This window comes from Croceibacterium sp. TMG7-5b_MA50 (genome assembly GCF_039830145.1).
In the GTDB taxonomy this organism is placed as follows: Bacteria; Pseudomonadota; Alphaproteobacteria; order Sphingomonadales; family Sphingomonadaceae; genus Croceibacterium.
The window spans coordinates 1,600,505-1,622,427 of the sequence record NZ_CP156082.1 but is presented as its reverse complement, the minus strand read 5'-3'; the positions used below and the strand labels follow the sequence as shown (position 1 = coordinate 1,622,427).

Below are 21,923 nucleotides of genomic sequence, written 5' to 3'. Positions count from 1 at the left end.
GCCATCCGGGGGCAAGGCGGTTAGCACGGTCGTATGACGAATCCCGCGATCCTGATGCCCGCCCCGATGCTGCCCAGCGTGATCGACGCGCTGGACCGCCGCTTCACCCTCCACCGTCTATGGGAGCAGTCTGACCCAGACGCCTTCCTGCAGGCGCATGGCCCCGCCATCCGCGGGATGGCGGCCAGCACGCTGGCGGGGCCGATCGGGGCGGAGCTGTTCGACCGGCTGCCCGCGCTGGAGGTGGTCGCCAATTTCGGCGTCGGCTACGACAATATCGATGTCGCTGCGGCAAAGGCGCGGGGGATCACGGTGACCAACACGCCGGGCGTGCTGGTGGAGGAGGTCGCCGACCTGACGCTGGGCCTGCTGCTGGCGACGATCCGCCGGCTGCCGCAGGGCGACCGCTTCGTGCGGGAGGGGCGCTGGCCCGAGGGGCCGTTCCCGCTGTCCCCGACCCTGCGCGGGCGCCGGGTCGGCATCCTGGGGTTGGGCGATATCGGCAAGGCCGTCGCGCGGCGGCTGGAAGGCTTCGGCGTGGAGATCGCCTACCATAAGCGCACCCCCCAGCCGGAGATCGCCTATGACTACTATCCCGATGCGGTGGTGCTGGCGGCGGCGTGCGACGTGCTGATCGCCATCGTGCCGGGCGGGGCGGCGACGCGGCACATGGTCAATGCGGAGGTGCTGTCTGCACTGGGGCCCGACGGCGTGCTGATCAATGTCGCGCGCGGCAGCGTGGTGGACGAGGGGGCGCTGATCGCCGCGCTGCAGGCGGGCACGATCGGCGCCGCCGGGCTGGACGTGTTCGAGCATGAGCCGGAGGTGCCGCAGGCGCTGATCGACCTCCCCAACGTGGTCCTGCTGCCGCATCTCGGCAGCGCATCCACCCACACGCGCGATGCGATGGGGCGGCTGGTGGTGGATAATCTGGTGGCGTGGTTCGATACCGGAAAGGCCGTGACGCCAGTCGGTTAGGCCGGAAGTTTACACTAAGTTGACACCTCCCGCACGGCCATTCGCGGGCATCCGGAGCGAATCAGGCAAGATGCGCGCGGCGGGCATGGGCCAGCTTGGGGCACATGCCGGGGGCTGTAGGAAAGCGCTTTGTTGTCAGGCCGCTGCGAGTTGCAGCAGGCGACCTTCCAGCGAGTTGGGGCCCGCCTGCGCCAGCTCCACCTCCACCAGGTCGCCGATCGCGGCGTCGCCAGTGAAGAACACCGATTGCAGCCACGGGGACTTGCCCAGCCACTGACCCGGCTTCTTGCCCCGGCGTTCCACCAGCACGGTGCAGCGGCGGCCGACACTGGCCGCGTTGAACGCCATCTGTCCGCGCGCGATGGTCGCCTGCAAGCGCTGCAACCGATCGTCCATCACCTCGGCTGCGACCTGCCCGTCCATGGTGGCGGCGGGCGTGCCGGGGCGCGGCGAATACTTGAAGGAGAAGGCATGGGCATAGCCCGCCGCCTCCACGATCCGCAGCGTCTCCGCGAACTCCGCCTCCGTCTCCCCCGGGAAGCCGACGATGAAATCGCCCGACAGCGCCAGATCGGGCCGCGCTGCGCGGAAACGTTCCAAGACGCGCAGATAGCTGTCCGCTGTATGGCTGCGGTTCATGGCGCGCAGCACCCGGTCCGATCCGCTCTGCACCGGCAGATGGAGGTAGGGCATCAGCTTCGCCACCTCCCCATGAGCGGCGATCAGGCCGTCGGTCACGTCGTTGGGGTGGCTGGTGGTGTAGCGGATGCGTTCCAGCCCATCGACCGCCGCCAGCCGCCGGATCAGCCCGTCCAGGCCGAGCGGGCGCGCAGCCTCGTCCTGACCCGCCCACGCATTGACGTTCTGGCCCAGCAGCGTGATCTCGCGCGCGCCGGCCTCCACCAGCAATTGCGCCTCCGCCAGGAGGTCACCGAATGGGCGGCTGATCTCCGCCCCGCGGGTGTAGGGCACCACGCAATAGGTGCAGAACTTGTCGCACCCTTCCTGCACCGTCAGGAACGCGGCGGGCGCGCTGCGCCGGCGACGGGGCAGGGCGGCGAACTTGGCGTCCGCCGGCATGTCGGTGTCCGTCGCGCGGGTGCCCCCGGCAGCCTGCGCCAGCAGATCGGGCAGGCGGTGATAGGCCTGCGGGCCGACTACCACGCCAACGCCGGGCGCGCGGGCCATGATCTCCTCCCCTTCGGCCTGCGCGACGCAGCCGGCGACCGCGATCATCGGCGCGGGCGCATCGCCATCCGTCTTCAGCAGGCGACCGATATCGGAATAGACCTTCTCCGCCGCCTTTTCGCGGATGTGGCAGGTGTTGAGGACGACGAGTTCGGCTTCCTCGCCCTCCGCCGCGGGGGCCATGCCCTGCGCCGCCAGCAGCTCGCCCATGCGTTCGCCGTCATAGACGTTCATCTGGCAGCCAAAGCTCTTGATGCGGTAGGTCCGGGGCAGTTCGCGGCGTTGCATGGCCGCGGCGCTTACGCGTTTGCGGCCCTTATTGGAAGCGCCAGCGCCCCGGCGATCCGGGCCTGCGCGGCCGCGGCCATCGCCTTGCGCCCCGCCATCTCCGCCCCCGACAGTGGTGGCAGGAAACGGATGGTGAGGTGGATCGGAGCGATGCGGCCAAGAACGCGCCGGACATTGGCCGCGCCGTCCTCGGCATCAGTCCATGCGATGGCCGGCGCATCGGCATAGGCGAGAGCGACGGGCTGTACCGTTACCTCCCCGGCGCCTTCCACGGCGGAGAGCAGCGCACTCTTGAACGGTAGCAGCGCGGTGCCGGGGCCGGTGGTCCCTTCGGGAAAGATGCACATACGCCGTTTGGCCAGCAGCCTGCCCAATTGCCCCACCTGCTGACCCACAGCGCCGCGCCGTTCACGATCGACGAACAGGGTGTCGTTCTGCCGGCAGAGCCAGCCGAGCAGCGCATTGGCCTGCAGGTTCCCCTTGGCAACAAAGGCCGCGCGCGCCGCGCCGCCGAGCGCCAGGATGTCCAGCCAGCTGACGTGATTGGCCACCAGCAGGGTGGTGCCGCGCACCGGGCGCCCCTCCACATGGACGCGCAGGCCCGCCAGCCGGCCGACACCACCCAGGAAATGCGGCGGAATCCAGTGGCGCAGGCCGATGACGGTCAGCAGCAGATGCGGCAGCGCGATCAGTGCGAACAGCAGCAGGATGGCGGCGATGCGGAGGCCCGCCACCAGCGAGGGCATCAACCCTCCCGGTCGATGCGCACGCCGTACAGTTCCATCCGGTGATCGACCAGGCGGTAGCCGAGCTTTTCCGCGATCTGTCGTTGCAGCGCCTCAACCTCCGGATCGACGAATTCAACGACCTTGCCGGTCTCCACGTCGATCAGGTGATCGTGATGCGCTTCCGGCGAAGCCTCATACCGGGCGCGGCCGTCGCCGAAATCGTGGCGGTCGAGGATGCCCGCTTCCTCGAACAGGCGGACGGTGCGGTAGACGGTGGCGATGGAGATGCGCGGGTCGATCGCACTGGCCCGCTTGTGCAGCAGCTCCACATCCGGATGGTCATCGGATTCGGAGAGAACGCGCGCGATAATCCGGCGCTGTTCGGTGATCCTAAGCCCGCGTTCGGCGCACAGCGCTTCCAGATCGATCAATTGCTGCACGCCGACGGCTCCCTGTTACGCAATCCGCCGATGCGGCGGGAAGCTGCATCGGCGCCCCGTTGTTATGGAAGCCGCGGGGCGCCTTTGCAACTGCGGCAGGCTTTATTGGGCGGCGGTCGCCGCCTTGGGCCGCCGGCCGCGCTTCTGGCCGGGCTTGCGGCCAAGGCCGATATCCTTGGCCAGCTTGCGGCGCTTTTCCGCATAATCGGGCGCGACCATCGGATAGTCGGCGGGCAGGTTCCAGCGCGCACGATACTGGTCCGGCGTCATGCCGTACTGCGTCATCAAATAACGCTTCAGCATCTTCATCTTCTTGCCGTCTTCCAGGCACACCAGATAGTCAGGCTTGACCGAGGCGCGGATCGACACGGCAGGTTCCGGCTTTTCTTCAACGGGTTGCACGGTGCCAAGGCTCTGCAGCGCGCCATAGACGTTCTGGATCAGCAGCGGCACATCCTCCACCGCGACATTGTTGTTGCTGACATGGGCAGCGACGATGTCGGAGGTTAGGGAGATAAGTGTCTCGCCCATGTCGTGCTCTACATTATTCATTCGGACCCTCTTTGTTCTCAAGTAGGCAGCGGCGGCCGGTGATTACGCGCGCCGTTCTATCCCGCCGCGCGCTATTCCAGCGCGGGCATCGGAACACAAGAGTATTTTCTGTAACCAGATCGCCCTGTTCGACGAAGAGACAGATTACAGGGCCAGATCGCAGGTAATCGCGTCGAACGGGCCTGAAATACCCCGCCGATAATAGTCACGCCGACGTCCACTTTGCTGGAAACCGGTGTCAGCATACAGGTGCATGGCCGGGTTGCCGTCGCGCATCTCCAGGAACAGGCGGGCGACGCCGCGGGCTCGTGCCGCCGTGATGACCCGCTGCAGCAGACTCGCGCCGATGCCGCATCGCCGCCAGTCCGGATGCACGGCGAGGAGCAGCAGTTCCTCCTCGTCCAGGATCTGCCGGGTCAGGGCGAAGCCGGCGACAGTCTCGCCGTCGGCCGGCTCCTCCCCATCGGCACCCGCCAGCAGCAGGCCGGTGCCCGGCAGCAGCAGCGTGTCGCCAAGCTGCCGCCGCGTCCACGCCTCGCCAAAAGCGGGGTCGAACGCGGCTTCCATCACCGCCATGGCCGCGTCCAGCGCGTCCGTCATGCGGCAGGCCGGGCATCCGGCGCACGGCCGTAGAGCGGGGCAAGGGAGGGGGTCAGCAGTTCTGGGGGCAGCCAGGGGAAATGGCGCGCATCGGGCAGGGCATCGCGCCCCTCGCCATGTCCGCGCAGCGCCACCAGTTCAGCCGCCCGGTCGCCGGTGACCAGCGGGGCGGTGGCGAAGCGGGCCGCTCCCTGCGGGGGCAGGGCGACCGTCTCGCCGGTGGGCAGGCCCGCCGCGTCGTACTGCGCCACGAACCATTCGCCATGGCCCCCGGTGGTCGCGACCGCCACCGCCTGCTGTGCCCCGGCGCGCGCGCCCGCCGCCAGCAGCGCCAGCGTGGGATAGCCCAACACCTCGGCCCCCCAGGCGAGGCCGAGCGCACGGGCGGTGGCAAGGCCGATGCGCGTGCCGGTGAAGCTGCCGGGGCCGAGTGACACGCAGATGCGGTCTGCCCGGCCGCGACCGGGCAGGGCGGCGATCATCGGCACCAGCCGTTCGGCATGACCACGGCCGATCACCTGGTGATCGGCCGCGACAGCGGTATCATCGTCGAACAGGGCGACGGAACAGGCCGGCGTCGCGGTGTCGATCGCCAGCAGGCGCATGGGTGTCGCGCCGGTCAGGCCGCGCGAACCTCGCTGACTTCCGGCACGTAATGGCGCAGCAGGCCTTCGATGCCCTGCTTCAGCGTCGCGGTGGAGCTGGGGCAGCCGGAACACGCGCCCTGCATGGCGAGGTAGACAACCCCGTCGCGGAAGCCGCGATAGCGGATGTCGCCGCCATCATTGGCGACGGCCGGGCGCACGCGCGTCTCGATCAGGTCCTTGATCTGGGCGACGATGTCCGCATCCGCCGGATCATCCTCGCCCACCAGATCGTCGTCAGCATCGGGCACGCTGAAGCCGTCCGCCCCGCCGCCGGTGAACAGCGGCGCCTGGCTGACGAAATGGTCGAGCAGGATGGCGACGACCTGCGGCTTCAGCAGGCTCCAGTCCACGCCTGGAGCCGCGGTCACGGACACGAAGTCGCGGCCGAAGAACACGCCCGTCACCTCGCCCGTGTCGAACAGCCCCTGCGCCAGCGGCGATGCCTCCGCATCCTCCGGACTGGCGAAGTCGCGCGTGCCGGCGGGATACACCGCCTGTCCCGGCAGGAACTTCAGGGTGGCGGGATTGGGGGTGAGCTCGGTCTCGATGAACATGCTGCGCGATTTAGTGGTGCCGGGAACTGCCCGCAAGGACTCGCTATTGTATCGCGGCACCCTATTCACTGGTGCTTCATCCCCCGCCAGTTCTAGGGCCTTCATGCGATCCATCCTCTGCCGGTCCGTTGCCGTCGTCGCCCTTCTGGCGCTGGCCCCCTCCCTGTCACAGGCCCAGACGGTGCAACCGCCTGCCGCCGCGCCCGCGGCTGGGGAGGTGCTGGCACCGCAATATGCCCGGCCGACCGACCCGTGGATCTATCGCGGCACGGATATCCCGGTCGATCCGCAATGGCTGATGGGCGAACTGCCCAATGGTGTACGGTATGCCGTGCGCGAGAATGGCGTGCCGCCGGGGCAGATCTCCATCCGCGTGGCGGTGGACACCGGCTCCATCTACGAGAAGGAGGAGGAGCGCGGCTTTGCTCACCTGATCGAACATCTGGTGTTCCGCCAGTCGCGCGACTTCGGCAATGGGGAGGCGATCCCGTACTTCCAGCGGCTGGGCGCGGCGCTGGGCGCGGATACCAATGCGACCACCAGCCCGACGCAGACCGCCTACCAGCTCGACCTGCCGAACGCGACGCGGCAGACGCTGGAGGACAGCATCCGGCGCTTTTCCGGCATGATCCGCGAGCCGCTGCTCAGCAGCGACAATATCCGTACCGAGCTGCCCATCGTGCTGGCGGAACGGCGCGAACGGCTGGGGCCGGACCAGCGGATCGCCAACGCCACGCGCGAGCTGTTCTTCGCCGGGCAGCCGCTGGCCGAACGCAACCCGATCGGCACGGTGGAGGCGCTGCAGGGCGCGACACAGGACAGCGTGCGCGCCTTCCACAAAAGGTGGTACCGGCCGGAACGCACGGTCGTGTCGGTCGTCGGCGATGCCGACCCGCAACTGCTCGCCGCACTGGTGGAGAAGTACTTCACGGACTGGCAGGCGACGGGCCGCGCCACGTCGGAGCCTGACTTCGGGGAGCCCGAGGCGCCCGCCGGCGCCGATCCGGAGAACCCGGTGGGCGAGACGCGGGTGGTGGTCGAACCCGGCCAGCAGCGCGGCCTGACCTTCGCCTGGCTGCGCCCGTTCGTGCAGGTGACGGACAACCAGGAATACAATCGCGGGCTGCTGACCGATCAGGTCGCGCTGGCGATCATCAACCGCCGGCTGGAAGCGCGGGCGCGGGGCGGCGGCAGCTTCCTGTTCGCGGGCGTCGACCGGGACAAGCCCAGCCGGTCCGCCGACGGCACCTTCGTGACGCTGGCCCCCCTGACGGAGGACTGGCAGGCCGCGCTCGCCGATGTGCGCGGGGTGATCGCCGATGCCGTCGCTGCCCCGCCGACACAGGCGGAGATCGACCGGGAGGTCGCGGAGTTCGACATCGCCTTCGCCAATGCGGTGGAACAGAGCGCGATCCAGGCCGGGTCCGAATTGGCGACCGAACTGGTCAACGCGGTCGACATCCGCGAATCCATCGCCAGCCCGGAAACGCTGCTGGAACTGTTCCGCGGCATGGGCGACCGCTTCAACCCGGATACCATCCACAAGCATACGCAGGCGCTGTTCACCGGGGAGGTGATCCGCGCCATGCTGCTGACGCCCGATTCGACCGATGGCGATGCGGACGACCTGCGCGCCGCGATGCTCGCCCCCGTTACCAGCGAAGGCAGCGCGCGCAGCGGGGCGGAGGCGGCGAGCTTCGCCGAGCTGCCGGCCATCGGCGTGGAGGCGTCGCCCGTCACCCGCGCGCCGCTGGGCGTGTTCGACATCGAGAAGCTGACCTTCGCCAACGGCGTCACCGCGCTGCTGTGGCCGACCACCAACGAACCCGGCCGCGCCACCGTGCGTGTCCGCTTCGGCAAGGGGGTGCAGAGCGTGTCGAGCGACGATGCCACCTATGTGGAGCTGGGCAAGCAGGCGCTGGTCGGCATGGGTTTTGGCGAGGTGGACCAGAACGGGCTGGATGATCTTGCCACCGGCCGCAAGTTCGGCTGGGAGTTCCAGGCGGAAGACGGCAGCTTCGTGTTCGAGGGGCAGACGCGGCGCGAAGACGTCGCCGACCAGCTCTATCTGTTCGCGGCCAAGCTGGCCGACCCCCGGTGGGACGCGCAGCCGTTCGAGCGCGCGCGCGCGGCGCAAAGGCTCGCCTACGAATCCTTCGGTGGCAACGCCAACGGCGTGCTGAACCGCGACCTGCCCTGGGTGCTGCACGATCGCGATCCGCGTTACCGCAAGCCCGATCCGCAGGCGCTGGCGGCGACAGATGCCGATGGCTTCCAGCGCGTCTGGTCGCGGCTGCTGGCGGACGGGCCGGTGGAGGTCGACGTGTTCGGCGACTTCGACAAGGAGGCAGTCGTGGCCGCGCTTGGCCGCACCTTCGGCGCAATCCCGGCGCGCGAGGCTGTTCCGGCGGAGCGGCTGGATCCCGCGACCGACTTCCCCGCCGCGAATGCCGAGCCCGTCGTGCTGCGCCACACCGGCGATACCGACCAGGCCGCGGCGGTGATCGCCTGGCCGACCGGCGGCGGCAGCGCCGGACTGCCCGAATCGCGCCGGCTGGAAGTGCTGGCACAGGTCTTCTCCAACCGGTTAATGGACGGCCTGCGCGAACGGCTGGGCGCCAGCTATGCCCCCTATGTGGGCAGCGACTGGCCATTGGACGTCAATGGCGGCGGGCACCTGATGGCGCTGGCGCAGTTGCCGCCATCGGCGGTGCCGGCCTTCTTCGCGGAGGCGCAGGAGATTGCCACCGATCTCGCCGCCAACGGCCCGCAGGCGGACGAGCTGGCGCGGGTGGTGGAACCGATCCGGCAATTGCTGGACCGGGCGCAGACGGGCCACACCTTCTGGCTGAACCAGTTGAGCGGCGCGGCGCTGGACCCCGCGCGGGTGGAGAACCTGCGCAGCCTGTGGACCGACTACACCCAGACCCCGCCGGCCGAGTACGGCGCGCTGGCGGCCCGGTACCTGGGCGAGCATGGCGGGTTCAAGCTGGTGGTCCTGCCGCCAGAAGGCGCGGCGACTGGGCAGGGCGCTGCCGCGGCGGCGGCGCAGACGGGTGCGCCGACGGCGGCCCTGCCGGTCGGCCGCTGATTACTTTTGTAACATTTGCCGGGGGATCGCGCGGGGTGTAGGGCGCGCGATCACCCTTGAACCGGCAAACGTCTGAAAGAATGCAAGCAGTGGCACAGAACTGGACCCCGCAAAGCTGGCAGGATCACGAGGCGCGGCACCTGCCCGTCTATGACGATGCGGCGGAGCTCGCCCAGGTCGAGCAGCAGCTCGGCAACTTCCCGCCGCTGGTCTTCGCGGGCGAGGCGCGTGACCTGCAGGCGCAGCTCGCGGAAGTCGCCGCCGGCCGCGGTTTCCTGCTGCAGGGCGGCGATTGCGCGGAAAGCTTCGCCGAATTCCACCCCAACACCATCCGCGACACGTTCCGCGTGATCCTGCAGATGGCGGTCGTCCTGACCTTCGCCAGCAAGATGCCGGTGGTGAAGCTGGGCCGCATGGCGGGGCAGTTCGCCAAGCCACGATCGAGCCCGACGGAGACGATCGACGGCGTAACGCTGCCCAGCTACCTGGGTGACAACGTCAACGGCATCGAATTCCATGCCGCGATCCGCCGCAACGATCCGCAGCGCATGCTGCGCGCCTATTCGCAGGCGGCGGCGACGCTGAACCTGCTGCGCGCCTTTGCCGGCGGCGGCTACGCCAATCTGCGGCAGGTCCATCAGTGGACGCTCGATTTCGTGGGCCAGTCGCGCTGGGCCGACCGGTTCGGCGACATCGCCGACCGCATCGGGGAGGCGCTGGACTTCATGGAGGCATGCGGCGTCGCGCCCGAAACCGTGCCGCAGCTGAAGACCACGCAGTTCTACACCAGTCACGAGGCGCTGTTGCTGCCATACGAGCAGGCGCTGACCCGGCAGGATTCGCTGACCGGCGACTGGTACGACACCAGCGCGCATTTCCTGTGGATCGGGGACCGCACGCGCTTTTCCGGCAGCTCGCATGTCGAGTTCCTGCGCGGCGTCGGCAACCCGATCGGCGTGAAGTGCGGCCCCAGCCTCGACCCGGACGAGCTGCTGCGCCTGCTGGACGTGCTCAATCCCGGCCGCGTGCCCGGCCGCATGACCCTGATCAGCCGCTTCGGCCATGACAAGGTGGAAGCCGGCCTGCCGCGGCTGGTGCGCGCCGTCGCTCGGTCCGGCCACCCGGTGATCTGGAGCTGCGACCCGATGCACGGCAACGTCGTGAAGTCGGACAGCGGCTACAAGACGCGGCCCTTCGAACGCATCCTGGCGGAGGTGCGCGGCTTCTTCGCGGTGCACCGCGCGGAAGGCACCCATGCCGGCGGCATCCATCTGGAGATGACCGGGCAGGACGTGACCGAATGCACCGGCGGCGCAGTGGCGATCACCGATGCCGGCCTTGCCGATCGCTACCACACGCATTGCGACCCCCGCCTCAATGCCGGGCAGGCGCTGGAGATGGCGTTCCTGCTGGCCGACATGCTCAACCTGGAACGGCAGGAGCGGCAGCGCCGCGCGGCCTGAGAACAGTGGTGGGGCGGGGGAACAACCCCGCCGCCCGACCTTTGTTAGTCCAGGTACCGGCTTCCGTTCGCACGGTGCCTGGACGGGGAGGTTCACGTGGCCACCATTGCGCGCAACGCGGCGCCGGACCATCACGCGTCCGTGCGTGCGCGGTTCTCGGCCACGCGCGGGCTGAGCACGGCGCTGGCCGCACCGCTGTCGGATGCCGACGCCACCGTGCAGTCGATGCCCGATGCCTCGCCCACCAAGTGGCACCTGGCGCATACGACCTGGTTCTTCGAAACCTTCCTGCTGCGCGACCACCTGCCCGATTACCGCCTGTTCCGGCAGGATTGGCCGTTCCTGTTCAACTCCTATTACGAGGCGGAGGGCGCCCGCATCGCCCGCGCCAGCCGCGGCGTGCTGTCGCGTCCCGCGCTGGTGGAGGTGCTGGAATGGCGCGCCCATGTCGACGCGGCCATGGACCCGCTGCTGGACGATCCGGCGCTGGCGCCGCTGGTGGCACTCGGCATCGCGCATGAGCAGCAGCACCAGGAATTGCTGCTGACCGACATCAAGCATGCGTTCTGGAGCAACCCCGCCGCGCCAGCCATGTGGCCGGCGCAGCCTGTCGCCCTCAGCGAACAGCGCCCACAGGGCTGGTGGCGGCATGATGGCGGGATCGTGCGGATCGGCCACGATGGCGCAGGCTTCGCCTTCGATAACGAGGGGCCGGCGCATGATGCGCTGCTGCAGCCCTTCGCCCTGGCCGACCGGCTGGTGACCAATGCCGAATGGGCCGCCTTCATCGCCGATGGCGGATACCGCACCGCGTCGCTGTGGCTGTCCGACGGCTGGGACTGGGTGCAGCGCGACGGGATCGACGCCCCGCTCTACTGGCGTGGAGACGAGGTCTTCACCCATTCCGGCTGGCGACCCCGCGACCCCGCCGCCCCGGTGACGCATGTCAGCTATTGGGAGGCGGACGCCTTTGCCTGCTGGGCGGGCCACCGCCTGCCGACGGAATTCGAGTGGGAGGCGATCGCCGTGACCCACGCGGCCGATGGGGGCGACCAGTTGGACGATGCCGCCCCGCCGCTGCCCGTGGGCGGCGATCACCTGTTCGGCGATTGCTGGCAATTCACCCGCTCCGCCTACCTGCCTTATCCCCGTTTCCGCCCGGCGGCAGGCGCGGTGGGCGAATACAATGGGAAGTTCATGGCCGGCCAATGGGTTCTGAAGGGCGCCAGTTGCGCCACGCCGCGCGGCCATTCGCGCGGCACCTACCGCAATTTCTTCCACCCGCACCAGCGTTGGCAGTTCACCGGCGTGCGGCTGGCGCGCGACCTGTGAGGGCCGACCTGGCGGAGCCGCGCATGGCGGCCGAAGCGGTCAATGCCCCCTTCCTGAACGATGTGCTGCGCGGGCTGTCGTTGCCGGACAAGGCGATCCCGGCCCGCTGGTTCTACGACGATATCGGCAGCGAGCTGTTCGAGGAGATCACCCGCCTCCCCGAATATTACCCGACGCGGGCGGAACGCGCGATCCTGCAGGATTGTGGGCCGGATTTTGCCCGGCTGATCGAGCCGGGGCGGGCGGTGGTGGAGTTCGGCTCCGGCTCCTCCGTCAAGACGCCGCTGCTGCTGAACGCGATCCGGCCGGCCGCCTACGTGCCGCTCGACATCGCGGGTGACTTTCTGCGCGCGTCGGCTGCGACGCTGCAGGCGCAGTTTCCCGATCTGCCTGTCCATCCGGTAGAGGCCGATTTTACAAAAAGCGTTAAGCTGCCTCGCGAAGTCGCGCATCTGCCGAAGCTCGGTTTCTTTCCCGGCTCCACCATCGGCAACATGGTGCCGGCACAGGCGGTCGATCTGCTGCGGGCCATGCGCGAGACGCTGGGCGCGGGGGCGCAATTGCTGATCGGCATGGATCTGGTGAAGGACCCGGCCGTGCTGGTCGCCGCCTATGACGATGCGGCGGGCGTCACCGCGCGCTTCAACCTGAACCTGGCGGCCCGCATCAACCGCGACCTCGCCGGCACCCTGCCGCTGGAGCATCTGCGGCACGAGGCGCGCTGGAACGATGCTTTTGCCCGGATCGAGATGCATCTGGTGGCGGCGCGGGACATCGCGTTCGAGGTCGCCGGGCAGCACTTCGCAATGGCTGCGGGGGAGACGATCCACACGGAGAACAGCCACAAATACGACAGGTACAGCCAGACCTTGCTGCTGCATGCGGGCTGCTGGTTGCCGCGGCAGCGCTGGACCGATCGGGAAGGGCGCTTCAGCGTGCTGCTGGCGGAGGCTGCGGCCCCGCATGTCGCACCGTGAGGGATAGTGAAAATCCGGCCGGCCGATCCTAGATAGGCATCATGGACTTCGCCCCCGTCTGGGATCAGCTTTCCCACTCGATCGCCGAACTGCCCAAGTCGGGCCTGCTGATGGCGGCGATCGCCGCCATGGTGGTGGGCATTCTGGGGTCCGTGCTGATGCGCTGGATCCCTTCGGTCGGCCGGCTGCTGCGCGCGGGCAGTACGCTGGGGCTTATGGCGGTGCTGGCGATGGTGGTGCTGCAATTATCGCGCATGGACCCCCGGTTCGAACTGGCGGTGCCCGAACTCGGCATGCCGGAACAGACCGTGGCGGGGAACGAGACGCGGGTGCAACTGGCGCGCGACGGCCATTTCTGGCTGCGCGGGGAGATCAACGGCACGCCTGCCAGGTTCCTGGTGGATACCGGCGCCACGCTGACCGCAGTCTCCGCAGAGACTGCCGCTGCCGCCGGACTGGAAGGGCGCAGCAGCGGGCTGCCGGTGCGGATGCAGACGGCGAACGGCCCGGTCGCGGCGCAACTCACCAATATTGGCGAGCTGCGGTTCGGCAACGTCACCGCGCGCGGACTGGACGCGATCATCGCGCCGGGATTGGGCCCGACCAACGTGATCGGCATGAACCTGCTCTCCCGCCTCGCCAGCTGGCGGGTGGAAGGCGACACCATGATCCTGGTGCCGCACAATCCGCAGACCCCGCTGGAGGCGGGCGGGTGACACGTAAGTCGTTCAGATAAGTTAGCTTTGTTTCCAAATCGGCAGGTGCCGGTTCTTCGCCGTAGCGGCCATCCCGTCGCACGAGAAGGAGCCGGGCATGAACAGGCGAGAACTTGGTGGAGCTTTGCTGCTGGGCGCGTTCGCCACGGCGGGTGCGGGCGTTCCGATGGCGGCTTGGGCGCAGGCCGCCACGGGTGACGCGGAACGCACCCATGCAATGGAGACGCTGCGCACCGGTGGTCTGGCATTGATGACCAGCCAGCTTGCCCTGCAGAAAGGCCGCAGCGCGGCAGTTAAGGAATTCGCCGGCTTCGAGGTCGCCGAACAGACCACCATCGCGCAGATCATCAGCGAATCGAAGAACATGACCCCGCCCCCGCCCGGCGCGATGGAGCAGGAGGTGATGGCCCGGCTGAACGATGCCAGCGGCCGTGCGTTCGACCGCGCCTATGTCGCGGCGCAGATCGACGGACACCAGCGGCTGTTGCAGATCCAGGAAGCCTATCTGGCGAATGGCCGCGACATGCCCACGCGCCATGTGGCGATGCTGGCGCGCGGCCAGATCACGGAACATCTGACGCTGCTGGGCAAGATGCGCGCCTGACGCAAAAAGGGCCGGGGGCGACATATCGCACCCGGCCCCTCAACTTATCGTCGGTGAATTATTCCGCGCGGGCGATCTGCTTTTCGGTCATCAGCTGCTGCAGCTCGCCCGCCTCGTACATCTCCATCATGATGTCGCTGCCGCCGACGAACTCGCCCTTGACGTAGAGCTGCGGGATGGTCGGCCAGTCGCTGAACGCCTTGATGCCCTGGCGGATCTCCATGTCCTGCAGCACGTCGACGCTTTCGTAGGCGATGCCGCAGTGGTCCAGGATGGCGACCGCCCGGCTGGAAAAGCCGCACTGCGGGAACAGGGGCGTGCCCTTCATGAACAGGACGACTTCGTTGTCGTTCACGATCTGCGACAGGCGGGCATTGACGTCGGGCATGATGGGTAATCCAGTTGATCTGTGGCAGGTTCTCAGTTGGGAACAGCCGTCACCACTTGCAAGGCGTGCAGTTCGCCGCCCATCCGCCCACCCAGCGCGTCATAGACCAGCTTGTGCTGCTTCACGCGGCTGAGGCCGGCGAAGGACGCGCTGGTGACGCGGGCGCGGTAATGGTCCCCGTCGCCCGCCAGATCGTCGATCGCCACGTCGGCGTCGGGCAGGGCGGCGCGGATCAGCGCCTCGATCTCGGCCGCGGGCATCGCCATCGGCTCAGCCCTCGCCCATGAAGTGACGGCGGGCGATCACGGCCTGCTCTTCCAGCGCGATGCGCAGGTCGCCCTCGCTGGCATCGACGCCGGCGGCGGTCAGGTCGCCCAGCAGCTTGCGGATCACCGCTTCGTCGCCGCCCTCGTCGAATTCGGCATGCACGACCTCGCGCGCATAGGCGTCGGTCTCCTCCGGCGTCAGCCGCATGCGTTCGGCCGCCCATTGCCCCAGCAGGCGGTTGCGCCGGGCGAGGATGCGGAACGCGGTCTCGTGGTCCAGCGCGGCCTTGGCCTCTTCCGCCCGACGGCGATCTTCGAAATCGGTCATGCTGCTTCCCCCTGCAGGCCGGTGCCGCGCACCAGCCATGGCTGCGCCGCCGCCAGCCGCCCCTCGTACCCGGCGATCGCCGCATCCCGCGCCAGCGTCAAGCCGATCTCGTCCAGGCCGTTCAGCAGGCAATGCTTGCGGAACGGGTCCATGGGGAAGGTGAAGCGATCCTGGAACGGCGTGGTGACGCTCTGCTGCTCCAGGTCGATGGCGACGGGATCGGTCTCAGCGACCTCCATCAGGCGATCAACCGCCTCCTGTGGCAGGGCGACCGTCAGGATGCCGTTCTTGAACGCGTTGCCGGAAAAGATGTCGGAGAAGGAGGGCGCGATCACCGCGCGCACGCCCATGTCGGCCAGCGCCCAGGCGGCGTGTTCGCGGCTGGAGCCGCAGCCGAAATTGTCGCCCGCGATCAGGATCGGCGCCCCGGCGAAGCGCGGATCGTCGAACACGTTGCCCGGCTCACTGCGCACCGCCTCGAACGCGCCGGCGCCCAGGCCTTCGCGGCTGATCGTCTTCAGCCAGCGGGCCGGGATGATGAGATCGGTATCGACATTCTTCAGGCCGAACGGAATCGCCCGCCCCTCGATCGCGCGCACCGGCTCCATCAATCGGTCTCCGGCGCTTCGCCAGCGGGGTTGGTGTAGCGCGATCGCTCCTCGCGCTCCTTGCGGTGGCGGACATAAAGCAGCACCGCGGCGAGCGCGGCCGAGCCGATGGCCCCTGCGATCGCCGCCTTGCCGCCCGTTCCCAGATCCTTGTCGGTCATCATGCCTATCCAATGCTTTGCCGCGGCGGGACTCGCAAGCGTTTGCCTGCAACCATTCCTATCACCTGCCAGCGGCGTTCCTTCTCCGCCAGCGTCATTGCGGCGTAGGCCGGGCTGGAGGAGGGCAGCGAGAGCAGCTCCAGCCCGCGGCCAGCCAACAGCTTCGTGCCGATCCGCGCGGCCGCGCCGCCGTTGAACGCCACCGCGCTCAACTGCGGCAGCGTGCCGGCCAGCTCCGCCAGCGGGTTGGCGGCAAGATCGCGGATCGCGCTGTCCAGGCTGCCGCTGCGGGTGGCGGAGCCGACCACATCCCACAGGCCGATCCCATGCGCCAGCAGCGCAGCCAGCCGTTGCTCGTAGGCGAGCGCGGGCAAGTCCAGGCCGATAGCATGGCCCACCAGGTGCCAGAACCGGTTCTGCGGATGGGCGTAGTACCGCCCTGCCGCCAGCGAGCGTTCGCCAGGCAGGCTGCCCAGGATCAGCAGCCGAGTGTCAGGCGCGACGACCGGCGGGAAGGAGGATTTGCGGGTCACGCCCGCATCACCCTCAATCCAGCCGCTTCACCCAGCCGTGTGGATCGGGCGCGGTGCCGCGCTGGATGGCGACCAGCCGTTCGCGCAGGCGCTGAGTCGTCTGGCCCGGGCCGCCGCTGCCGATGGTGAACTCGCCATCCTCGCCCGCGACGCGGCCCACCGGGGTGACGACCGCGGCGGTCCCGCAGGCGAAGGTTTCCACCAGCCGGCCGCTGGCGGCATCGGTGCGCCACTGGTCCAGCGAATAGCGTTCCTCCCGCACACTCAGCCCTTCCTCCTGCGCCAGCAGCAGCAGGCTGTCGCGGGTGATGCCGGGCAGGATCGTGCCACCCAGCGGCGGGGTGATCAGCGTGCCGTCGTCGAACACGAAGAACAGGTTCATGCCACCCAGTTCCTCGATCCACCTGTGCTCGGCCGCGTCCAGGAACACCACCTGGTCATGCCCGCGGGCGATGGCTTCAGCCTGCGGCACCAGGCTGGCGGCGTAATTGCCGCCGCACTTGGCAGCGCCCGTGCCGCCGGGGGCCGCGCGGGTGTAGTCTGCGGATACCCAGATCGACACCGCCGGGGCGCCGGACTTGAAGTAATTGCCGGCCGGGCTGGCGATCACGACGAACTTGTATTCCTTCGCCGGGCGCACACCCAGGAACGCCTCGCTGGCGAACATGAAGGGGCGCAGATACAGCGAGCCGCCATCGACCTTGGGGAACCAGTCGCGGTCGGCCAGCGCCAGCGCGCGGCATGCCTCCACGAACAGGCCATCGGGCAGTTCCGGCATGGCGAGGCGGCGCGCCGAGGCGTTGAAACGGCGGGCATTCTCCTCCGGCCGGAACAGCGCCATGCTGCCATCGGCCAGGCGATACGCCTTCAGCCCTTCGAAGATCTCCTGCGCGTAATGCAGCACCGCGGCCGCGGGATCGAGCGCGATGGGTTCGCGGGGCCCAAGCTGCGCGCCGTGCCAGCCTTCGGCCTCGCTCCATTCCACCACCACCATGTGATCGGTGAAGATCTTGCCGAAGCCGGGGTCGGCGATCGCCTGCTCGCGGCTGGCGCCCGGCACGGGGGCGGGGTGGGGCAGGGTGGCGATATTGAGGCTGGGGGTGAAGGTCTGCGCGTCGGCCATGGGCTCTTGTCTCCTGGACCATGCGCGTAAGACGCTCCACTGGCGGAGGCAAGAGCGCAGAAATGAGAAGGGCGGCACCGCGCATCGCGATACCGCCCTTCACATGGTCAGCGGCCGGAAGTGCCGCCCACGAAGCCTCTATCGGCGATAGATCAGATTACCGATAATGCTCCGCACGGGACTTAACCGACCTCTCTGCTGAACCATGAGACATCGGATCACCTCCTTTCGCGCTGGATAGCCATGCCGCCGTTTCACCGGTGGCCGGGCCCTGCGTGCTTCGCCGGACCTGGCGGTAATCTGAGTCAGCCGGCGCTTCAAAGCAAGGGCCGTCGCGCGATTTTTCCACACCCCCGCGCAGCTTGCGTATTGCTCCCTAGCGGCAGTCCTCGATCACCCGCGTCACCTCCGGCCAGGCGGGCAGGTACAGCGGCGCGGCGCCAGGCACCTCGATGGCAAACCGGCCCTTGGAAAAGGCCATGGCGTCCAGCAGCCGGTCGCCTGCCGGCAGGGTAGCGGTCGTCGCACCGCCGGCGACGCCGGCCGCCAGCGTGCGGTCCAGCGCCTCGCTGCGCACCACCATCTGCGTCGCCGCCGTGCCGGGCTGCGCCAGCGTCACCTGACCGTTGCTGCACGCCAGCGTGAACAGCGCGCGGCCGCCCGCATCGGCGAAGCTCGCACTGCCCGCGGCGTAGCGCCAGTCGCCCGCGGTCTGGGCCGCGTCCATCCAGTTGCTGGGCGGCGGCGGCGGGGCGGGCGCGGGCGCCGGCGCGGGCGCGGGTGTGCGGGTCGGCGGCGGCGCCGGGGTCGGCTGCGGCACGGACGGCACGCAGGCGGCCAGCGCCAGCACCGCGGGCAGGGTCACGACGGGGAGGTGGAGGGATCTCATCAGCTGCATGCCTGCACAACGCGGATCGTGCCACTATGGCTCGGCAGATGCAGCGGCGCCACGCCCGGCGCGGTGATGCGGATGGTGGCAGCGGGGTCGGCGAAGGCTGCCAGGATCGGCTGGCCGGGATCGACCACCGCCTCCACTTCGCCGGCGCGCGTTGCGGCGTCGCCGCCCGCCTCCGGCCCGGCGGGGTTCATGGTGACATCCGCCGACATGCCGCCGGCTGCCACCCGGAAGACGGTCACGGCCGAATCCACGCCCGACCGGGTCAGGATCATCGCCCGGTCCGCGCGGCGGCACACCATGCGGAACAGCGGGGCGCCGCCAGCGGTGACGAACGCGGCGCTGGCGCCGTTGGCCGCCTCCTCGATCCGCCAGCTACCGGCGGTCAGCGCCTCGCCATCGGCGGCCGTGGTGGGCTGCGCGGCGCTGGTCAGTGCCGGGGTCGGCGCCTCCGCCTCGTCGGCCGGCTGGTTGCAGGCGGCGGGCAGCAGGGCGAGTGTGAGCGCGGGGATCAGGGCTGTCTTCATGGGCTTTCTCGTCAGGCTGGCGAAACGTGACCACCGCTCCTAAAGGTCCCGACCCATGGCGGGCAAGACGCGGATCGACCAGTTGCTGACGGAACGGGGCCTTGCCCCCAGCCGCGCCCGCGCGCAGGCGCTGGTGATGGCAGGGCTGGTGTTCGTGGGGGGCAAGCGGATCGACAAGCCGGGCCAGCAGGTCGCGGCGGATGCCGTGCCCGACGTGCGCGGGCGCGACCATCCCTGGGTCGGGCGTGGCGGGGTGAAGCTCGCCCATGCGCTGGAACACTTTGCGCTGGACCCGACGGGCGCGGTGGCGATGGACATCGGCAGCAGCACCGGCGGCTTCACGCAAGTGCTGCTGGAAAACGGTGCGGCGCATGTCTTCGCGGTCGATGTCGGCACCAACCAGCTCGACTGGAAGCTCAGGCAGGACCCGCGCATCACCGTGCTGGAACAGACCAATGCCCGCGACCTGACGCCTGCCATCATCACGCAAGGTTGCGACTGGGTGGTCTGCGACGCCAGCTTCATCGGCCTCGCCAAGGTGCTGGAGGCGCCGCTGGCGCTGGCGCTGCCGGGCGCGCAGCTGGTGGCGCTCATCAAGCCGCAGTTCGAAGTTCGGCGGGAAGAGGTGGGGAAGGGCGGCATCGTGCGCGATCCCGCGCTGCACGACCGTGTCTGCCAGGAGGTGGCCGACTGGCTCGGCACCGTCGGCTGGCAGGTCGCCGGCATCATCCCCAGCCCGATCACCGGCAGCGAGGGGAATGTGGAATTTCTCGTCAGCGCGCGTAAGAACGGGGAATGACCACCCGCCGCAATCCGTCGCTGGCCCGCTGGCTGATCTTCTGCGTGCCGGGGGTTCTGCTGCTCGGCACGCTGTCGGGCCTCGCCTCCGGCTCGTCGGCCGATGATCCATGGTTCCAGGCGCTGGTGAAGCCGGCGATCAATCCGCCGGGCGCGACCTTCGGGATCGTCTGGCCGATCCTCTACGTGATGATGGGCGTCGCGCTGGCGCTGGTCGGCGCCTCGCCCGACAGCGCGCTGCGCCGCCGGGCGCTCGCCGCCTTTGCCGTGCAGCTCCTGCTCAATCTCGCCTGGTCGCCGACCTTCTTCGCAGGGCACCGGATCGGGCTGGCCCTCGCGATCCTGCTGGCGCTGGACGTGGCGCTGATCGTGACGCTGGTGCTGTTCCTGCGCGTGCGGCAGGCTGCCGGCGTGCTGCTGCTGCCCTATCTGGCATGGGTCCTGTTCGCGGCGGTCCTGAACTGGCGGTTCCTGCAGCTCAATCCGGCGGCTTAGCCACTTGCAGCAGGGCGCGGCCCACGCCAGATAGCAGGCATGCAGAGCCAGAACCCCTTTGTCGCCGACTTCGTCAAGCTCGCCAACAGCGCCGCTGGCACCTTCGCCGGCATGACGCGGGAAGCGCGGGAGACCGCCCGTGAACGCTTCAAGGAGGCGTTCGGCGGGATGGACTTCGTCAGCCGCGACGAATTCGACGCGGTGAAGGACATGGCCGCTCGCGCGCGGGAGGAGGCGGAGAAGCTGCAGGCCCGCGTCACCGCGCTGGAGGCGCAGCTTTCCGCCGGCGCCACGACCACCTCCACCACCGACTCGTCCGGGATCGACCCGCTCGAAGGCGTATAACAGATTGTGGCCGCCCCGGATCAGGTCTGGGGCGGCGTACTGGTCCTTACCGGCCGATCCGGTCCAGCGCCTGATCCAGGTCCGCGATCAGATCCAGCGGATCTTCCAGCCCGACATTCAGCCGCAGCATTCCGTCGGTCACGCCGGCATCGGCGCGGCCTTCCGGCCCCATATTGTGGTGCGTGGTGGTCGCCGGGTGGCACATCAGCGACTTGGAATCACCGATATTGTTGCTGATGTCGATCAGCCCCAGCCCGTTCAGCAGCGCCATGGCCTGCCCGCGATCCGCCATGTAGAAGGCGAAGATCGGCCCGGCGGCGACCATCTGCCGCATGGCAAGGTCGTGCTGCGGGTGGCTCGGCAGCCCCGGATACAGCACCTCCACGCCCCGGCTTTCCAGGAATTGTGCCACGGCCAGCGCATTTTCGCTCTGCCGCCTGGCGCGCAGGTCCAGCGTCTCCAGCCCCTTCAGCACGACCCAGGCGTTGAACGGCGCCAGGATCGGCCCGGTATTGCGCTGGAACGGCATCAGGACATCGGTGATCCACTGCTCGGACGCGCATAGCGCGCCTGCCAGCACACGGCCTTGGCCATCCATCAGCTTGGTCGCGGAATAGGCAACGATGTCCGCGCCGAACTCCATCGGCCGCTGCAGCACGGGGGTGGCGAAGGCGTTGTCGACCAGCGTGGTGATGCCGTGCGCGCGGGCGAGGGCGCAGACATGCGCCATGTCGACCACGTCCATGGTCGGGTTGGCCGGCGTTTCGAAGAAGAACATCCGGGTATTGGGGCGGATCGCCGCCTCCCAAGCGGCATTGTCGCGCGCGTCCACCGTGGTGCCCTCGATCCCGAAGCGGGGCAGCAGATTGTCGACGATCCAGCGGCACGACCCGAACGCCGCCTTGCCCGCGACGATGTGGTCGCCGGCGGACAGGTGCGACAGGATCGCGGCGCTCATCGCCGCCATGCCGGTCGCCTGCACCCGGCACGCCTCGGCCCCCTCCAGCGCGGCGATGCGGTCTTCCAGCATCTGCGTGGTGGGGTTCTGCATGCGCGAATAGACCATGCCCGGCGCCTCGCCGGCGAAGCGGTCGGCCACGATCTCGGCGCTGTCATAGGTGTAGCCGCTGGTGAGGAACAGCGCCTCGCTGGTCTCGCCATGCTCGGTCCGCATCGTGCCCGCGCGCACAGCCTGGGTGGCGGGGCGCCAGGCGGCGGTGATGGAACGGTCCTGTCCGGTGGTCTTCTTCATGAGGGCGGGCATTACGGAAGGCCGCCGCGCGGGGCAAGCTTGCCCT

Annotated in this window: 27 protein-coding genes; 10 read left to right on the top strand and 17 right to left on the bottom strand. The window is 69.0% G+C overall.

All coding sequences use genetic code 11. The annotated features are described in order from the left end of the window. The first annotated feature begins 33 nt into the window (after positions 1-33). Positions 34-978, top strand: coding sequence for a 2-hydroxyacid dehydrogenase (locus V5740_RS07890; protein ID WP_347301953.1), 945 nt, complete (start codon positions 34-36; stop codon positions 976-978). Between the two features lie 135 nt (positions 979-1,113). On the opposite strand, the gene miaB is transcribed toward V5740_RS07890, so the two are convergent. The 7 genes from miaB to V5740_RS07855 all read right to left on the bottom strand — a co-directional run bounded on the left by miaB (position 1,114) and on the right by V5740_RS07855 (position 5,975). Next, on the bottom strand, positions 1,114-2,454 hold the full coding sequence (gene miaB, locus V5740_RS07885) for a tRNA (N6-isopentenyl adenosine(37)-C2)-methylthiotransferase MiaB (RefSeq protein WP_347301952.1): 1,341 nt from the start codon (positions 2,452-2,454) through the stop codon (positions 1,114-1,116). An 11-nt stretch (positions 2,455-2,465) separates the two neighbouring features. Beyond that, complete coding sequence (locus tag V5740_RS07880; protein WP_347301951.1) at positions 2,466-3,200, bottom strand: lysophospholipid acyltransferase family protein; 735 nt, start codon at positions 3,198-3,200, stop codon at positions 2,466-2,468. Next, positions 3,200-3,622 carry a Fur family transcriptional regulator gene (locus tag V5740_RS07875; RefSeq protein ID WP_347301950.1) on the bottom strand — a complete coding sequence of 141 codons (423 nt, stop codon included), beginning with the start codon at positions 3,620-3,622 and terminating at the stop codon, positions 3,200-3,202. The genes V5740_RS07880 and V5740_RS07875 overlap by 1 nt, the downstream gene beginning before the upstream one ends. Before the next feature lie 102 nt (positions 3,623-3,724). Then, positions 3,725-4,174, bottom strand: a complete 450-nt coding sequence (locus V5740_RS07870; RefSeq protein ID WP_347301949.1) for a MucR family transcriptional regulator — start codon at positions 4,172-4,174, stop codon at positions 3,725-3,727. A 144-nt stretch (positions 4,175-4,318) separates the two neighbouring features. Further along, positions 4,319-4,774: a GNAT family N-acetyltransferase gene (locus V5740_RS07865; RefSeq protein ID WP_347301948.1), complete on the bottom strand. Its 456-nt coding sequence runs from the start codon at positions 4,772-4,774 to the stop codon at positions 4,319-4,321. Next, a complete protein-coding gene (tsaB, locus tag V5740_RS07860; RefSeq protein WP_347301947.1) occupies positions 4,771-5,379 on the bottom strand; it encodes a tRNA (adenosine(37)-N6)-threonylcarbamoyltransferase complex dimerization subunit type 1 TsaB in 609 nt (202 codons plus the stop codon). Before tsaB ends, V5740_RS07865 begins: the two co-directional genes overlap by 4 nt. A 14-nt stretch (positions 5,380-5,393) precedes the next feature. Continuing rightward, positions 5,394-5,975 carry a NifU family protein gene (locus V5740_RS07855; RefSeq protein ID WP_347301946.1) on the bottom strand — a complete coding sequence of 194 codons (582 nt, stop codon included), beginning with the start codon at positions 5,973-5,975 and terminating at the stop codon, positions 5,394-5,396. Positions 5,976-6,078: 103 nt separating this feature from the next. Between V5740_RS07855 and V5740_RS07850 the strand changes: the two genes are divergently transcribed. From V5740_RS07850 to V5740_RS07825, 6 genes are all read left to right on the top strand, one after another. Beyond that, on the top strand, positions 6,079-9,066 hold the full coding sequence (locus V5740_RS07850) for an insulinase family protein (protein ID WP_347301945.1): 2,988 nt from the start codon (positions 6,079-6,081) through the stop codon (positions 9,064-9,066). An 89-nt stretch (positions 9,067-9,155) separates the two neighbouring features. Continuing rightward, a complete protein-coding gene (locus tag V5740_RS07845; protein ID WP_347301944.1) occupies positions 9,156-10,529 on the top strand; it encodes a 3-deoxy-7-phosphoheptulonate synthase class II in 1,374 nt (457 codons plus the stop codon). A 105-nt stretch (positions 10,530-10,634) separates the two neighbouring features. Next, a complete protein-coding gene (gene egtB, locus V5740_RS07840) occupies positions 10,635-11,861 on the top strand; it encodes an ergothioneine biosynthesis protein EgtB (protein WP_347304471.1) in 1,227 nt (408 codons plus the stop codon). Between the two features lie 23 nt (positions 11,862-11,884). After that, a complete protein-coding gene (gene egtD, locus V5740_RS07835; RefSeq protein WP_347304470.1) occupies positions 11,885-12,838 on the top strand; it encodes an L-histidine N(alpha)-methyltransferase in 954 nt (317 codons plus the stop codon). A gap of 41 nt (positions 12,839-12,879) precedes the next feature. Next, positions 12,880-13,554, top strand: a complete 675-nt coding sequence (locus V5740_RS07830; protein ID WP_347301943.1) for a TIGR02281 family clan AA aspartic protease — start codon at positions 12,880-12,882, stop codon at positions 13,552-13,554. Positions 13,555-13,651: 97 nt separating this feature from the next. Continuing rightward, positions 13,652-14,158 carry a DUF4142 domain-containing protein gene (locus V5740_RS07825; protein WP_347301942.1) on the top strand — a complete coding sequence of 169 codons (507 nt, stop codon included), beginning with the start codon at positions 13,652-13,654 and terminating at the stop codon, positions 14,156-14,158. Between the two features lie 58 nt (positions 14,159-14,216). On the opposite strand, the gene grxD is transcribed toward V5740_RS07825, so the two are convergent. The 9 genes from grxD to V5740_RS07780 all read right to left on the bottom strand — a co-directional run bounded on the left by grxD (position 14,217) and on the right by V5740_RS07780 (position 18,987). Beyond that, positions 14,217-14,546 carry a Grx4 family monothiol glutaredoxin gene (grxD, locus tag V5740_RS07820; RefSeq protein ID WP_347301941.1) on the bottom strand — a complete coding sequence of 110 codons (330 nt, stop codon included), beginning with the start codon at positions 14,544-14,546 and terminating at the stop codon, positions 14,217-14,219. A gap of 32 nt (positions 14,547-14,578) precedes the next feature. Next, positions 14,579-14,812: a BolA family transcriptional regulator gene (locus tag V5740_RS07815; RefSeq protein ID WP_347301940.1), complete on the bottom strand. Its 234-nt coding sequence runs from the start codon at positions 14,810-14,812 to the stop codon at positions 14,579-14,581. Between the two features lie 4 nt (positions 14,813-14,816). Then, positions 14,817-15,140, bottom strand: coding sequence for a DUF1476 domain-containing protein (locus tag V5740_RS07810; protein ID WP_347301939.1), 324 nt, complete (start codon positions 15,138-15,140; stop codon positions 14,817-14,819). Next, the gene (gene leuD, locus V5740_RS07805) at positions 15,137-15,748 is read right to left on the bottom strand and encodes a 3-isopropylmalate dehydratase small subunit (RefSeq protein ID WP_347301938.1); all 612 of its coding nucleotides are present in this window, start codon (positions 15,746-15,748) and stop codon (positions 15,137-15,139) included. The genes V5740_RS07810 and leuD overlap by 4 nt, the downstream gene beginning before the upstream one ends. After that, the gene (locus tag V5740_RS07800; RefSeq protein ID WP_347301937.1) at positions 15,748-15,912 is read right to left on the bottom strand and encodes an isopropylmalate isomerase; all 165 of its coding nucleotides are present in this window, start codon (positions 15,910-15,912) and stop codon (positions 15,748-15,750) included. Before V5740_RS07800 ends, leuD begins: the two co-directional genes overlap by 1 nt. Positions 15,913-15,914: 2 nt before the next feature. Then, a complete protein-coding gene (locus V5740_RS07795; RefSeq protein ID WP_347301936.1) occupies positions 15,915-16,442 on the bottom strand; it encodes a DNA-deoxyinosine glycosylase in 528 nt (175 codons plus the stop codon). A gap of 13 nt (positions 16,443-16,455) precedes the next feature. Next, a complete protein-coding gene (locus V5740_RS07790; RefSeq protein WP_347301935.1) occupies positions 16,456-17,565 on the bottom strand; it encodes a branched-chain amino acid aminotransferase in 1,110 nt (369 codons plus the stop codon). Between the two features lie 376 nt (positions 17,566-17,941). After that, positions 17,942-18,454, bottom strand: coding sequence for a hypothetical protein (locus V5740_RS07785; RefSeq protein ID WP_347301934.1), 513 nt, complete (start codon positions 18,452-18,454; stop codon positions 17,942-17,944). After that, the gene (locus tag V5740_RS07780) at positions 18,454-18,987 is read right to left on the bottom strand and encodes a hypothetical protein (protein ID WP_347301933.1); all 534 of its coding nucleotides are present in this window, start codon (positions 18,985-18,987) and stop codon (positions 18,454-18,456) included. The genes V5740_RS07785 and V5740_RS07780 overlap by 1 nt, the downstream gene beginning before the upstream one ends. 55 nt (positions 18,988-19,042) lie before the next feature. On the opposite strand from V5740_RS07780, the gene V5740_RS07775 reads away from it, so the two are divergent. Genes V5740_RS07775 through V5740_RS07765 form a run of 3 tightly spaced genes read left to right on the top strand, consistent with a single transcriptional unit; the run spans position 19,043 to position 20,625 of the window. Then, positions 19,043-19,786 (top strand): TlyA family RNA methyltransferase, encoded by a 744-nt coding sequence (locus V5740_RS07775; RefSeq protein WP_347301932.1) that lies wholly within the window; start codon positions 19,043-19,045, stop codon positions 19,784-19,786. Then, positions 19,783-20,280 carry a TspO/MBR family protein gene (locus tag V5740_RS07770; RefSeq protein WP_347301931.1) on the top strand — a complete coding sequence of 166 codons (498 nt, stop codon included), beginning with the start codon at positions 19,783-19,785 and terminating at the stop codon, positions 20,278-20,280. Before V5740_RS07775 ends, V5740_RS07770 begins: the two co-directional genes overlap by 4 nt. Positions 20,281-20,319: 39 nt before the next feature. Next, entirely contained in the window at positions 20,320-20,625 is a 306-nt protein-coding gene (locus V5740_RS07765) for an accessory factor UbiK family protein (RefSeq protein WP_347301930.1), read from the top strand. Between the two features lie 46 nt (positions 20,626-20,671). Here V5740_RS07765 and V5740_RS07760 read toward each other — a convergent pair whose 3' ends face one another. Further along, positions 20,672-21,877 (bottom strand): aminotransferase class I/II-fold pyridoxal phosphate-dependent enzyme, encoded by a 1,206-nt coding sequence (locus V5740_RS07760; protein WP_347301929.1) that lies wholly within the window; start codon positions 21,875-21,877, stop codon positions 20,672-20,674. Positions 21,878-21,923 lie beyond the last annotated feature (46 nt).